The organism is Shewanella sp. DNRA4, from assembly GCF_012843185.1.
Taxonomy (GTDB): Bacteria; Pseudomonadota; Gammaproteobacteria; order Enterobacterales; family Shewanellaceae; genus Shewanella; species Shewanella xiamenensis.
In genome coordinates, this window is the sequence record NZ_JABAIP010000005.1 from 90,600 (window position 1) to 105,296 (window position 14,697).

Here is a 14,697-nt window from a genome sequence, read left to right on the forward strand (position 1 = left end):
TCCTCTATAGAAAATTTTGTTAACCCAAGCGCTAAGTGGATGCACCTTTTTGGCTATACTTCGACCATATAAAAAATATAAATTACATCACTCTGGAGTAAGCAAGCATGTCGAATTTAAGCCTGCGTAATAAATTACTGCTGTTATCTTTGTTTCCCCTCATCTTGACCTTATTAGTGTTAATGACCGTTTCCTACTATGTCGAACAGGAGTCTCTCGCGGAAGAGGTTGTGACCTTTAGAACAAAATTAGTGGGCGAACGTAAACAACAAATTAAAGAAGCGACCGAAATTGCCGCGGGAATTGTGCAATACCAATTGTCCTTAAAGGAGCAAGGTAATGTGAATCAAGCATTGCGAGATATTCGTTTTGGCAGTGCGGGTTACTTCTTTATGTATGATTCTCAAGGTAAAAATATATTCCATGCTTTATTACCTAATTTAGAAGGTCAAAACAAAATCGATATGACCGACCCGCGCGGCACCAAGATTATTGTTGGTTTGCTGGATGCGGCGAAACGGGGTGATGGTAACTTTTCTTACTATTATCAGAAGCCTAATACCAATGAGCAAATTGAGAAGATAAGCTACGTGATGATGGTTCCCGGTACTGACTGGATGTTAGGAACTGGCGCTTATATTGATGATATTGAAGCCGTAGTTGAAGATTATCGTCAAACTGTGACTGAACAGATGGCTGAGAAATCGTTTATGATCCTCCTAATCGCCATTGTGTTAACGGGGATTACGGCGTTTATCATTATGGTCGCCGCCCATCGAATGGTCGTGCCGATCAAAAATATGGCTGATAATCTTAATGATATCGCTCAAGGTGAAGGGGATTTAACTAAGCGCTTAATAGTTAAAGGTGAAGACGAGATTGCTCAATTAGGTCGAGCTTTTAACTTGTTTGTCGATAAGCTACAAACCATTATCGGTGATGTGGCGAATGCGACCGCCAAAGTCAAAACGGCTGCCAATGCGATTCATGACCAAACGAAAGTGATGTCACACCAACTGCTCAGTCACAACAATGAGACTGACCAAGTCGTTACCGCGATTACTGAAATGTCATCTACCGCGAGTGAAGTCGCGCAAAACACCACCCAAGTGGCCGAAGCTACTCAAGCGGCGACGGGTGATGTAGCTAACGCTCAGCGCTGTGTCGATGCATCATTAGAAGAAATTGCTGGATTGATGGCGCAAATCAATAATGCCGCGGGCAGTATCAAATCGTTGAGTGAACAATCGCAGAAGATTAACAGCGTATTGTCGGTGATTGGTGGCATTGCCGAGCAAACCAATTTGCTCGCTCTTAACGCAGCCATTGAAGCCGCCCGAGCTGGTGAACAGGGACGGGGTTTTGCCGTGGTAGCCGATGAGGTACGTAACTTAGCCAGCCGAACTCAGGCAAGTACCTTAGAAATTAATGAAATGCTATCTGAGCTGCATAAGCTGGTCTCGCAGGCGGTGAAAACCATGGACGAGAGTCAGCAGAGTTGTGTGCGCTCGGTTGAATCTTCCCGTGCTATTTCTGAAAGCTTAGGTTCGGTTACCTCGGCGGTAACGGCGATTAACGATATGAGTACCCAAATTGCCACCGCGGCTACCGAGCAAAGCTCTGTGACCGAGGAAATTAACCGTAATGTTTATGCTATCCAAGAAATTGTGAATGAGCTGCTGCATTCCAGTGAAGATGCGGCAAGGGTGAGTCAGACTGTGTCGCAGGAAGGGACTAATCTTGGCAAGTTAGTTGGGCAGTTTAAAATTTAATACTGATTTATTATTGAGTTATAAAATAAAACGGGAGATAACATCTCCCGTTTTTTATATTCATTTATTGAGTCGTATCCCCAAATATCTGTTTAGGCTGGTTCGATAACCCGCTTAGTCACCTTTTCAACTCTTACTGCGCAAACCTTATATTCAGGGATATAAGCCACGGGATCTAAGGCATTGATGGTGAGTTTGTTCGCTGCGGCTTCGACAAAATGGAACGGCAAGAACAGTACACCGGCTTGGGCGCGTTTAGTCACAAAGGCATCTATCTCAATCTCGCCGCGGCGGGTGATAAGGCTAATTCTGTCACCATTATTTATCCCGAGTTGCTCGGCATCATAGACTGAAATCATCACTTTAGGTGCGCCGAGTAAATCCAGTCCCGGTGTTTTACGGGTGAGTGTACCTGTGTGGAATTGTTCTAAGAGCCGCCCAGTCGAGAGCGTAAGTGGATACTCGTTGCAGGGCATTTCGGCGGGAAGACGATAACTGACGGGCGTAAATAAACCTAAACCGCGGGTGAATTGACTCTGGTGCATAATCGGTGTTCCCGGATGCTTTTCATCTGGACAGGGCCATTGAATACCCTGAGGGACTTGACCATCCGCACGAGCGGTTAATCTTTCCCAACGAATACCGCGATACTGGGGTGTTAATACATTGATTTCAGACCAAATAGCCTCTTCATCTTTGTAATCCCAGTTTGCGCCCATGGCATTAGCCAGCGCTTGTACGATCTGCCAATCGGGTAAGGCTTCCCCCGGTGAGGCAAGTGCTTGCTCGAGTCGCTGCACCCGACGCTCGGTATTGGTAAAGTGACCGCGTTTTTCTACAAAAGCGGCGGCGGGCAAGACCACATGGGCAAGCTCGGCCGTCTCGGTTAAAAAGATATCCTGCACTACCAGAAACTCGATTTGACTCAGTGCATTAAGCACATGAGCTTGATCGGGATCGCTCAGCACTGGATTTTCACCCATCACATATAAGGCTTTGATTTTGCCCTTGGCAATGTCGTGCATCATGTGGGTTGCCGTGACGCCAATTTCCCCCGATAACGGCGTTTGCCAGTGGTTTTCGAAGCGCATTCTGGCATGAATATCCGTGACCTTTTGATAGCCTGTGAAGTAGTTGGGTAATGCACCCATATCACAAGCCCCTTGCACATTACTCTGGCCGCGTAGCGGATTGATACCCGCCCCTGATACTCCGATATTGCCGCAGAGTAGTTGCAGGTTAGAAATGGCGGTGACGTTATCGTGGCCTGTCGTATGCTGAGTGATGCCCATGGCGTAGTAAACTGCCGTTTTTTGTGCAGTGCCTATGGTACGCGCGATGCGGGCGATATCCTCAGCTTTAACACCTGTGATTAGGGCGGCGTTTTCGAGGGAGTAATCCTCCTTCGCTAATTCCGCATAGAGGCCCTCGATCCCTTCAGTACGCTCGGCGATATAGGCTTTATCTTGCCAATCGTGGCGAATAATTTCCGCCATAATGGCGTTTAATAGCATCACATCCGTGCCCGGTCTGTGGGCAACATAGAGTTCGGCCTTTTCTGCTATGCCTACGCGTTTAGGATCGGCCACGATTAATCGTGCGCCGTGCTGCATTATCGCCTGCTGGATTTTTGAGGCAATAATCGGATGGGCGCAGGTGGTGTCTGAACCGATGATAAAGATAACATCCGAGTCCTTAATACTTGGAATATCATTGGTCATCGCGCCACTACCGATACTCTGCTGTAAGCCCGTTACCGTCGATGAGTGGCATAGGCGGGCGCAGTGATCGATATTATTGGTACCAAGAACGCTGCGGACAAACTTTTGCAGCACAAAGTTATCTTCGTTAGTCGCTTTGGCAGAGGCTAGACTAGCGATCGCGTTGCTGCCATCTTGCTGTTTTATCTCGGTTAAGCGTTTCGCCACATAGGCGATGGCTTCGGGCCAACTACAAGGTTGTAGTTCGCCATTTTTACGTATTAATGGTGTCGTGAGGCGTTTGTCGCTGTGAATAAAATCGAAACCAAAACGCCCTTTAACACATAACATGCCTTGGTTAACAACCGAGTCTTTATTGCCTTCGATATGGCGAATGCGATTGGTGTTAGGGTCAATTTTAAGATCCAGACGACAGCCTACACCGCAGTATGTACAAATCGTCGAGGCGGTTTTAAGTGCTGTTTTATCACCTTGGCGTTTGTCCCGCGCATCGACCAGTGCACCAGTGGGACACACCTGCACGCAGTTGCCACATTGTACACAGCGACTATCGGCCATGCTCGCGCTAAAGCCAACTCTCGGCGCGCGGCGCACGAGGCTTTGACTGATTTCCTGTGGCAGCGCCTGATAGGAATCTTCGGTAAATTGGATGGCGTAGTGGCCGCTCTGCTGCTGGCACACATCAACGCATTTGCCGCAGCTAATGCAACGGTTAGCATCGAATTGAATAAAGGGTGAACTCTTATCTACGCTGAAATGCCGTGCATTTTCAGTGGATAAGCTTTTGCTCTCAACACCGTAATCCGTAGCGTAATCCCTTAGTTTACAGTCGGTATTGGCCTGGCAGGCGCACTCAAGGCAACGCGCCGCCTCTTGCATAGCGGCATCTGCGGGAAAACCCAATTCGACTTCACTGTAATTCAGCAGTCGTTGCAGTGCTGTTAATTCGGGCATTTTCAAGCGGGGCTGACGTGGCGTATGGGGATAAAGCGTTGATGCGGCTTCTGATGTTGTTTTTGCTTGCTTAAGGCCGCTCGGAATGGTTTTTACCGAGTTAAAATCGTGGGCATGTAAATCACAGCTAAGGCCAATTTGAAGCATTTTATCAATGGCTTTTGCCGCTTTTCGGCCATCACCAATTGCTGCAACCGCGGTGGCTGGGCCGCGGCGGGCATCGCCCATCACAAACAGTTTTTCCACACCCGATGACATGGTTTGCTCACAACCAATGAGGGTGTTCCAGCGACTGAGTGCCAGCTCGCCATGGCTGAGTTGCCCCATGGGATCTTGCATAAAGCTCAGGTCTGGTGCCTGCGAGACGGCGGCGATAACGGTATCGAAGGCTTCGGTAAAGGTTTCCCCTGTGTCCACGGGGGCGCGTCTGCCTGAAGCATCGGCTTCGCCGAGCGCCATTTTACTAAAGGTAACCGACTGTACATGTCCATTGGCATCACTATGATTTTCAATGGGATTGGTTAAGAAGTGGAATTTTACTCCTTCGACTTCGGCCTCGTGTACTTCGTAGGCTTCGGCGGGCATTTCGGCGCGGGTACGGCGGTAGATTAAGGTAACATCGCAGCCTTCACGTACCGCTGTACGAGCACAATCGATGGCGGTATTGCCGCCGCCGATGACTGCGACTTTTTTACCCAACTTCAATTGCTTATCGAGGCAATGATCCTTAAGAAAATCTACCCCAAGGTAACAGCCCGCAAGCGCTGAGCCTTTGTAGTTCATCGGCACCGCTTTTTGGGCGCCGATCGCAAGGCACACCGCATCGAAGTCGGTGACCAACTGGGCTAAGTGAACCTCATGGCCGAGGCGAGTCTGGGTATGAATGATTAACCCATTACGGCACAGCAGCTCGATTTCTTTATCGAGAATCGCCTTGGGTAAACGGTATTCGGGAATACCGTAGCGCAGCCAACCGCCCGCCTTGGGCATGGCTTCAAATATCTCGACATTATACCCTTGATTCGAAAGATAATAACCCGCACTTAACCCCGCAGGACCCGCGCCGATAATGGCCACTTTTTTACCTGTATCGGCAAGGCGTGGCGGTTGATAGCTATTGCCGTGCTCGTCATCGGCTAAATCTAAATCGGCAGCGTGGCGCTTAAGTTGGCGGATGGCAATAGGGTCGTCGACGAGGCCGCGGCGGCATTCGGTTTCGCAAAACGCGGGGCAGACTCGGCCAATCGACAGCGGCAGTGGCAGAGTGTCTTTAATGATTTTAATCGCTTGGGTGTGGTCACCTTGGGCAATGTGGTAGAGATAACTTTGTACATCGACCCCCGCAGGGCAGGCCTGTTGGCAGGGCGCTTCACAATCGGCAAAGTGATCACTCAAGATGGTGTTCAGTGCCGCTTGGCGCTGTTTGGTTAAAAACGCCGATTGGGTGATGACCTTCATGCCTGTTTGAGCTGGGGTTTCACAGGCTTTAACGCAGCGCAGACTGGCATCGCTATTTTCGATTTGCACCAGACAGAGGTTACAGTCCTGCTTTTCGGCATGGGCTTGCGTGTCCAATTGCCGTGAGGCGTCAGTGGGATCGCACAGGCTGGGAATAGCAATACCCGCCTTACGGGCTGCGTGTAATAGGTTATCGCTCGGCTCGGCCGAGACTATCTGATTATCGATTCGAAGTTCTATCATCCCATGGCCTTTTATATTTGTAGGGTGCTTGCTGCATGGCAGGCTTAAGGTGGATTTGAGTATAACTAGAGCGCTTTAGAAGACGCTTATGGTCGAGGGAAGTTTGATGCTAAATTGCTGCTGTCATCACAAACAGGCGTCAGACTGTGCGCTGATGAAAGTTTATTGGTGGAATACTGTGATTATCTCAGCATTTTATATGTGTTTTATCTGTATCTTGTTTAATTCTATGCGGTTTTTAGTGATTATCACTGTTTAGTAAACTCAATTTTTAATTGAATTGGGGCGTCAAGCTGGCAATTTCATGTAAGATCACAGTCTTAACTCGGCTTTGTTTGTTAATCTGCCGACCCTAACGGTGCTTTTTATGCTGATAAAATCGCAGTGAAACGCTATCACGCCCTAGGTTTACCAGCGTTGTTAGGTTAAAATGCGCGGTTGCAATTACCGTTAAGCGCCGCCTGCTTTGATGGGAAACCCATTAAAACGGCAAAAATAAGCGAAGTTAAAAATCCATGTTTGAAGTTAATCCAGTAAAATTCAAAATTAAGGAGCTTGCCGAGCGTACGCAGCTTCTTAGGGGGTATCTTTGACTACGATGCTAAGCATGAGCGTCTAGAAGAAGTCAGCCGTGAACTTGAAAGTTCTGAGGTGTGGAACGAGCCAGAACGTGCTCAAGCCCTAGGTAAAGAGCGCGCTAGCCTCGAAGCCGTCGTAAAAACTATCGATGATATGGACTCAGGTCTTGAAGACGTTGAAGGTCTACTTGAGCTTGCCATCGAAGAGGAAGACGAAGACACCTTCAATGAAACCACCAAAGAGCTGGATTATTTAGAGAGCCGTTTGGCCGAACTCGAATTCCGCCGTATGTTCTCTGGTCCACAGGACGCCTCAAACTGTTACTTAGACATTCAGTCGGGCAGTGGTGGTACAGAGGCGCAAGATTGGGCCAACATGGTACTGCGTATGTATCTGCGTTGGGGTGAAGCCCACGGATTCAGTCCTGAGCTGATGGAAGTGACCGACGGTGACGTGGCTGGTATTAAGGGCGCGACCATTAAGTTTACTGGTGAATATGCCTTTGGTTGGTTACGTACCGAAACTGGCGTGCACCGCTTAGTGCGTAAATCGCCATTTGACTCATCGGGTCGTCGCCATACGTCTTTCTGCTCGGTATTCGTTTACCCTGAGATTGATGACGATATCACCATCGATATCAACCCTGCTGACTTACGTATCGACGTATACCGCGCCTCGGGTGCCGGTGGTCAGCACGTAAACCGAACCGAATCTGCGGTACGTATTACCCACTTACCGACCAACACGGTAGTGCAGTGCCAGAACGACCGTTCACAGCACAAGAACAAAGATTCGGCGATGAAACAGTTAAAAGCCAAACTGTTCGAATTAGAAATGCATAAGCAAAATGCCGAAAAGCAAGCCGCCGAAGATGCCAAATCTGACATCGGTTGGGGCAGTCAAATTCGTTCTTATGTATTGGATGATTCCCGTATTAAAGACTTACGCACTAGCGTGGAGACGCGCAATACCCAAGCGGTACTCGATGGCGATCTGGACAAGTTTATCGAAGCCAGTTTGAAATCAGGGCTGTAATTAATTCAAAGGTATAGACGAGAAATAAGATGACTGAACAAGTACAAGATGAAAACAAACTGATTGCCGAGCGTCGTGCCAAGCTAGACAGCATTCGCCCGAACTGCAGCGCTAATGCTCACCCTAATACCTTCCGTCGCACCCATAAAGCGGCTGAGTTGCAGGAAAAATACGGTCAAAACACTAAGGAAGAACTCGAAGCCTTAGGTTTTAGAACCAGCATCGCTGGCCGTATCATGGCAAAACGTGGCCCATTCCTGGTGATCCAAGACGTGTCTGGTCGCATCCAAGCTTATGCTGAAAAGGGTGTACAGGCAGATCTGAAGGAGCGTTACCAAGGTCTGGATATCGGTGACATCATCGGCGTAACTGGTCAGTTGCACTTGTCTGGTAAAGGCGATCTGTACGTGAACATGGAAGAGTACCAACTGCTGACCAAAGCACTGCGTCCTCTGCCAGAAAAATTCCACGGCTTAACTGACCAAGAAACCCGTTACCGCCAACGTTATGTGGACTTAATCGTTAACGAAGAATCTCGTCAAGCCTTCGTAATGCGTTCAAAAGTGGTTGCTGCAATCCGTAACTTCATGATCAAAAAAGAGTTCATGGAAGTTGAAACCCCAATGATGCACGTAATCCCAGGCGGCGCTTCAGCGCGTCCATTTATCACTCACCACAATGCGCTGGACATGCCAATGTACCTGCGCATCGCGCCAGAGTTATACCTCAAGCGTTTAGTGGTAGGTGGTTTTGAGCGTGTGTTCGAAATCAACCGTAACTTCCGTAACGAAGGTCTGTCGCCACGCCATAACCCAGAATTCACTATGATGGAATTCTATATGGCCTATGCTGACTACAAAGATCTGATGGACTTAACCGAAGAACTGTTAAGCTCTATCGCGATTGAACTGTTAGGCAGTGCGCAAATGCCATACGGCGAGCACACCGTTGATTTCGGTGGCCCATATGCCCGTTTAAGCATGTTAGAAGCGATTCAGAAGTACAATCCTGACAACGCGACTATCCAAGCCATGACCTATGAGCAAGTGAAAGATCTTGAATTTATGCGTGAACTGGCTATTAGCCTAGGCATCAAGATCGAGAAGTTCTGGACCTGTGGTCAGCTATTAGAAGAAATCTTCGGTGAAACCGCTGAATGGCAGCTAATGCAACCGACCTTCATCACTGGCTACCCAGCGGACATTTCGCCACTGGCACGTCGTAACGATGACAATCACTTCATTACCGACCGTTTTGAATTCTTCATCGGTGGCCGTGAAGTGGCTAACGGTTTCAGCGAGTTAAACGATGCTGAAGATCAAGATAGCCGCTTTAAAGCGCAGGTTGACGCCAAAGACGCGGGTGACGACGAAGCCATGTTCTACGATGCAGACTACATCACTGCACTGGAACACGGTTTACCACCAACAGCAGGTCAAGGTATCGGTATCGACCGTTTAGTGATGTTATTTACTAACACTCACACTATCCGTGACGTGATCCTATTCCCTGCAATGCGCCCACAAGCCTAAGTGCGGTATTGGGTTGCAGATAAAACCTGCGACCCAATGGCATTGGATGAATATAAAAAACCAGCCATTTGGCTGGTTTTTTTATGGATGTAATGTAAAAGTGAGCAATAACTATTTTGCTAGTTTACATTCTTGAACGTTTTTCATGCCTTCGGTATCTGAGACTGCTTTTAGTCCTGCACCACCCACAAATACACCCATCTTGATATATTGCTCGAAGAAGTAGTTTTTACCCCCTTCTGTTTTCACTGTTAAATCATTTTCGCTGAATTCAGATTCGGTCGATAACTTTTGCTCACCGGGATCAACTTCTTTATAGAAGTACACTTTGTTTGCTGACTCACCAATTAGATTGCCGTTAATGTAGATATTTTTCTTTAGTGCTTGTCCAGCAAAGCTATTACGGTAAACATAGATACCGCTTTTATTGTCAGCCGGTTTTTGGAATGTTTTTAATTTGGCATCTTCTTCCTGTGATGCCATCGGCACTGAAGCACAACCAGTCAGAAATAGGCAAACAGCTAACATGGGGGTAAGTAGTTTTTTTAACATCATCAATCCCTAATTTAAAAATGATAACAAGCCTGTTGAGTCGGCTCTCTATATCCATTAATACTGATTAGCTCGGTATTAACTCCTGTTTTCAAGGAAAGGGGGTGTGCGGGGGATGAACAGAAAAAACATCATCCTGACACAAGCCTACGTGATTTCATATGGCAAATGATTAGTAAAAAGTGCTATTTAATCAGTAAGCTAAACCTACTATCCTTGATGTTGCGCAATATAGCTTAACTTGTATCGGCCCGCTATCTGTTTGTAATTTAAAGTGTGATTTTGTTGCGCCAGTTGTTGGTTTTTGTGATGAGCTTCATTGGCAATATTTCATTTTTCACTATTGAGGTGTTTTAAACTCATTAATGTTATGGCTATAGAGCTTGAGGAAATTAAGAAAGGGAGCTCTATCTTCCATTCGGATCATTTGCTAAGGCTTTTATCGAAATGGCGGCTCGTCTGCACATCAATGAATAGGTGATTAATAATCTCGATAAGCCAAATGTATTTGGTTTATCATTCTGAATATTAAATCTTTTTTAGCTTTTATGATTGCCGATTTACGATTGTTTGTTAATAGGTACTTTTACTCTGATGTGTTTGTAGGCTCAAAACTAAGATTTTTCTCATAAAGTGAGTGTAAAAAGTGCTGATATTGCTGATAAAAGTCGTGTTCAGTTCTATTCCTTTCGGCATATACCTCTTATACTTAGCCTCAACCCTGTGCCGTAGCACATTCGACTTATTAACGACTCAGTGAATTCTACATGAAGATCCCTTCTCTGCTTGGTAGTTTTATCTTGGTATGCAGCAGTTTAACTGTTGCCGCGACAGCGCATTCAGCCGATTCGGCCTCTGTCACTACAAAAAGCACCGCCACTAAAGCAACTTCTGCTAAAAAAGCCCCTGCTAAGCAGGAGGTAGCAGCGAATAGTGCATTAGTCGTTGATCTTAAAACTAATGAAATTCTCTATTCCAGCAATCCCGATGCCGTAAGGCCCATTGCCTCTGTGACTAAGCTAATGACCGCGATGGTAACCCTAGATGCTAAGTTACCTATGGATGAAAAGCTTACTATCAATATCAATGATACTAAGGAAATGCGCGGCGTATATTCGCGGGTGCGTATTGGCAGTGAAATTAGCCGTAAAGAAATGTTATTGCTGACATTAATGTCATCTGAAAACCGTGCCGCCGCAAGTCTTGCCCACCATTATCCCGGTGGCCATAAAGCTTTTATTAAAGCGATGAATGCTAAGGCGAAAGCCCTAGGGATGAAAAACACTCGCTATGTAGAGCCGACTGGATTGTCAGAGAAGAACGTCTCGAGCGCGCGGGATTTGGTGGTGTTACTAAAGGCTAGCGAAGGCTATCCCATGTTAGGTCAGTTAAGCTCGACCGAAAAGAAAACCGTAACCTTTGGCAAACCAAAGTACAGCCTCGATTTTAGAAATACCAATCGCTTGGTTTATAAAGATAACTGGAATATCCACCTCACTAAAACGGGCTTTACCAATGAAGCAGGGCACTGCTTAGTGATGCGTACCGAAATGGCCAAACGCCAAGTGGCCTTTGTTGTGCTCGATGCCTATGGTAAGTATACCCATATGGCCGATGCTAACCGTTTACGTACTTGGTTAGAAACAGGCAAAGTCACTCCGATCCCCGCGGATGCTAAGCAATATAAGAAGCAGCGCAATCAGCAGCAATTTGCTAAGGTCAGCGAGACCTAAGGCAGGCGTTTCCTGCTTATCCATGTCCCGTCACAGGATAGGTTGACCGTTTTTAGGCCAGAATCGTTCTGGCCTTTTTATTGTCATTTTTCTAGCACTTGTATTGTAGATGATTGATAGGCTTAACTAAAAGTCAATCAATCACCCCGTAGAGGGTGCGTTGTGTGGCGATACACCGTATTATTGGCAGGTTTTTTCTCTCAAGGATGATATGCGTGTGGCGTTAGTCTTAAAAAAACTCCGGTTAATCTATGTGCCCTTTATACTGCTCTGCCTGATATTTGTCTCAGGCTACAGCTTGCTCCATTGGCTGTTGATTATCGAGTTCCAACTGCTGAGCATTGACGAATTGATTATCAATTTCTGGCTGCCGCTGATATTGCCTTGGCCCTTGCTGTTTTTCTACTTAAGACCTCGGCTTAAGTTATTCCGCTTTACCAAGAGTAATAGCCGTTTTATCTATTTTGTGATTGCCGTGCTGTTGCTAGCCGTGCCCACTATCGTGGCGCAGGAATACCTTAATAGCGCAACGGGCAAGTTGACTCTACTCGAGTCCATCAATGCACTATTGCACCAGCCGCAAACCAAGTATTACCAATTAAATCAGTTTTATATCGATAAAAAACATATCGGCGTACAGCGCAATATTGAGCCGATTGGCAAAGGTAATAGTGAGCTGCGTATGAGCCTGTATATTGCGATGCCGATATTCGCTAAACGTAACGAGAGTTGGCGGGGCGGTGCTAAGGCCTTGGCATGGTATGGCAAAGTTTATGAGAAAACGATCAGTAATAGACTCGAACTGCAGCAGAAAGAAGCGCTATTTCAAGAGTTTATTCATCAGAGCCAGCAGGATTTTAATGCCTTTAAGCCTGAAGACTTTGTCTATCTTGACCGTATCGGCCCGTCGACCCGCTACACTCAGCTACTGACCGCTGCTCAAAAAAGCTCAGTGTATTTCGATGGTTATCAAACTGTCTTGATGCCAGTGAATAAGCCCTTCGAGGCGCGTAATGGCCATAAATTAGCGTGGATTATCGCCTGGTTAAGCTTTGCTGCCATTGTGTGGTTACTGATGAGCTTGATGCTAAAACTGGACGAGACACAGGCATCTCAGGCTTTGGTGGCGCAGCTAAGTATAGAAAAACCTAAGGCAGAGCTTTATGGCTTTTTGGCTGAATTTAAACCTCGGCAGGGTTTTGTTATCACACCAATCTTGCTTTATATCAATAGCTTGATATTTATGTTGATGGCTTTTGCCAGCCAGCACGTTATCGCCTTTCCAAACAGTCTGTTGCTCGATTGGGGCGCAAACCTTCGCCAGTTGGTTTTGGATCAACAAGTTTGGCGGTTGATCAGCAATGTGTTTTTACATGGCGGCCTGATACATTTGGTTTTTAACTTATACGGACTGTTTTTTGCGGGGATGTTTTTGGAGCCTCTACTGGGTAAATGGCGTTTACTCGGGGTCTATTTATGTTGTGGTTTAGTGGCGAGCATTGCCAGTATTAGCTGGTATGAGGCGATGATCAGTATCGGTGCCTCGGGTGCCATTATGGGATTATTTGGGGTGTTGATCATGTGGATTTGATTGGGCTTATTGCCCTTGGCGGACAATATGCCACTCGCCCTGAATCTGACCCTATTTGTTACTGCAAGTCTTGTGATGGGGCTCTTTGGCGGCGTGGATAATGCCGCGCATCTTGGCGGTTTGGGCTGTGGATTATTGCTTGGGAGCCTGCTACGGCCAAATAAGATGCAACCGCAGGCCAATAAAAAGCCGAGGTAAATCCTCGGCTAATGGGTTTTACTATTAAATGTAAGCGGTATTTAGGCGTGCTCAAACATCAGGAAAAGGTACACAATAAACAGCACTATATGGGTCGCACCATGGAGAGCATTGGTTCTACCGCTGCTGAAACTGACTTTGCAGACCATTAAACTGGTGGCTAAAAGCACCATATCCGCCGCAGAAAGGCCTAAGTGTACCTCTTGATTTATCACACTTCCGACAATCAATACTGCGGGCACGGTGAGAGCTATGGTGGCGAGCACTGAACCAAAATAGAGGTTCATCGCCCGTTGCAGTTGATTATTGAGTGCAGCCTTAAAGCCACCTACGGCCTCTGGAGATAAGATCAAACAGGCGACAATAAAGCCGCCCAGTGCTGGCGGCGCCCCGAGAGAGGCCACGCTGTAATTAATGGGCATAGCAAGGGTTTTGGCGAGCAGAATCACCACCAGCAAATAACCAATCAACAGCATAGTGTGGTAGATATTACTGCGCAGTATGCCGTGATGCTCTTCGTGGTCCTCGTGGTCGGCATCGACAAAGAAGTGGCTATGGCTCTTAGTTTGGATCACCAAAAAGATGCCATAGAGCAAAATCGAGATGATGATGAGCATCCAAGACATGGGCTTGGACATGCTGCCAATGGTGCCGCCCTCGGTAAAGTTAGGTAGCACTAAACAGAGTAGGGCGAGGGGAATAATCGCCACTAAATAGGATTTCACCCCATCTAAATTAAAGTGCTGAGTATGATAGCGCCAGCCACCAAGTAGCAGAGTGATACCAACTAAGCCATTGGTAATAATCATGACTACGGCAAACATGGTATCCCTTGCCATCACTGGATTTGGCTCGCCCGTTAACATCACCGAAGAAATCATCACCACTTCGAGCGAAATTACCGACAGGGTTAAAATCAAGGTACCGTAAGGGTCGCCGAGCTTGATGGCAAGCGCATCCGAGTGACGCACCACGGAGAAAATCGCCCAAGTTACCACTCCGAGTAGGGCGAGTGAAACGGGAATATAGGTTGAGAGAGCCGTGCCATCGGCGAGCAAACTATCACCGCCAGTCTTGAAGAATACTAACGTGAGTATTCCGAGTAGCAGGGCAAATTCGTCTTTGATAAATGTCTTCATAGGCAGTTGATCCAAAGCGGAAAAAGGCCGTTAGTATAGACATTGGTTATGGCACACTTTGCATGAATATTCTTTTAGATTTGGGGTTAGGCATAAAATTTTGAGCGAGATCGCTTTTTTATTCAAAACCCCAGTTATCGATTAATACCTTTTGCTTAGCCGATTTTGCGAGTCACAAACTAGGCAAACT

Annotated in this window: 7 protein-coding genes and 1 pseudogene; 5 read left to right on the top strand and 3 right to left on the bottom strand. The window is 46.8% G+C overall.

Going from position 1 to position 14,697, the window contains the following annotated elements:
• Positions 1 to 107: 107 nt before the first annotated feature.
• Positions 108 to 1,772: a methyl-accepting chemotaxis protein gene (locus tag HG547_RS06880; RefSeq protein ID WP_169547403.1), complete on the top strand. Its 1,665-nt coding sequence runs from the start codon at positions 108 to 110 to the stop codon at positions 1,770 to 1,772.
• Positions 1,773 to 1,864: 92 nt separating this feature from the next.
• Here the strand turns inward: HG547_RS06880 and fdhF are convergent, their stop codons facing one another.
• Positions 1,865 to 6,148 (bottom strand): formate dehydrogenase subunit alpha, encoded by a 4,284-nt coding sequence (gene fdhF, locus HG547_RS06885; protein WP_169547404.1) that lies wholly within the window; start codon positions 6,146 to 6,148, stop codon positions 1,865 to 1,867.
• 515 nt (positions 6,149 to 6,663) lie between these two features.
• Between fdhF and prfB the strand changes: the two genes are divergently transcribed.
• Positions 6,664 to 7,762 (top strand): peptide chain release factor 2 gene (prfB, locus tag HG547_RS06890; protein WP_164925631.1). Its coding sequence is split into 2 segments (ribosomal slippage): positions 6,664 to 6,738 and positions 6,740 to 7,762, totalling 1,098 coding nucleotides; the frame shifts between segments, so codons are not numbered across the junction.
• 29 nt (positions 7,763 to 7,791) lie between these two features.
• Positions 7,792 to 9,294, top strand: a complete 1,503-nt coding sequence (gene lysS / locus HG547_RS06895) for a lysine--tRNA ligase (protein WP_047538282.1) — start codon at positions 7,792 to 7,794, stop codon at positions 9,292 to 9,294.
• A gap of 111 nt (positions 9,295 to 9,405) precedes the next feature.
• On the opposite strand, the gene HG547_RS06900 is transcribed toward lysS, so the two are convergent.
• Positions 9,406 to 9,846 (bottom strand): DUF2846 domain-containing protein, encoded by a 441-nt coding sequence (locus HG547_RS06900; protein ID WP_047538285.1) that lies wholly within the window; start codon positions 9,844 to 9,846, stop codon positions 9,406 to 9,408.
• A gap of 767 nt (positions 9,847 to 10,613) precedes the next feature.
• On the opposite strand from HG547_RS06900, the gene pbpG reads away from it, so the two are divergent.
• Positions 10,614 to 11,579, top strand: coding sequence for a D-alanyl-D-alanine endopeptidase (gene pbpG / locus HG547_RS06905; RefSeq protein WP_037414829.1), 966 nt, complete (start codon positions 10,614 to 10,616; stop codon positions 11,577 to 11,579).
• Positions 11,580 to 12,279: 700 nt separating this feature from the next.
• Positions 12,280 to 13,368: pseudogene (locus HG547_RS20975) on the top strand (rhomboid family intramembrane serine protease).
• A 41-nt stretch (positions 13,369 to 13,409) separates the two neighbouring features.
• Here HG547_RS20975 and HG547_RS06915 read toward each other — a convergent pair.
• Positions 13,410 to 14,507, bottom strand: coding sequence for a calcium:proton antiporter (locus HG547_RS06915; protein ID WP_169547405.1), 1,098 nt, complete (start codon positions 14,505 to 14,507; stop codon positions 13,410 to 13,412).
• Between the last annotated feature and the right edge of the window lie 190 nt (positions 14,508 to 14,697).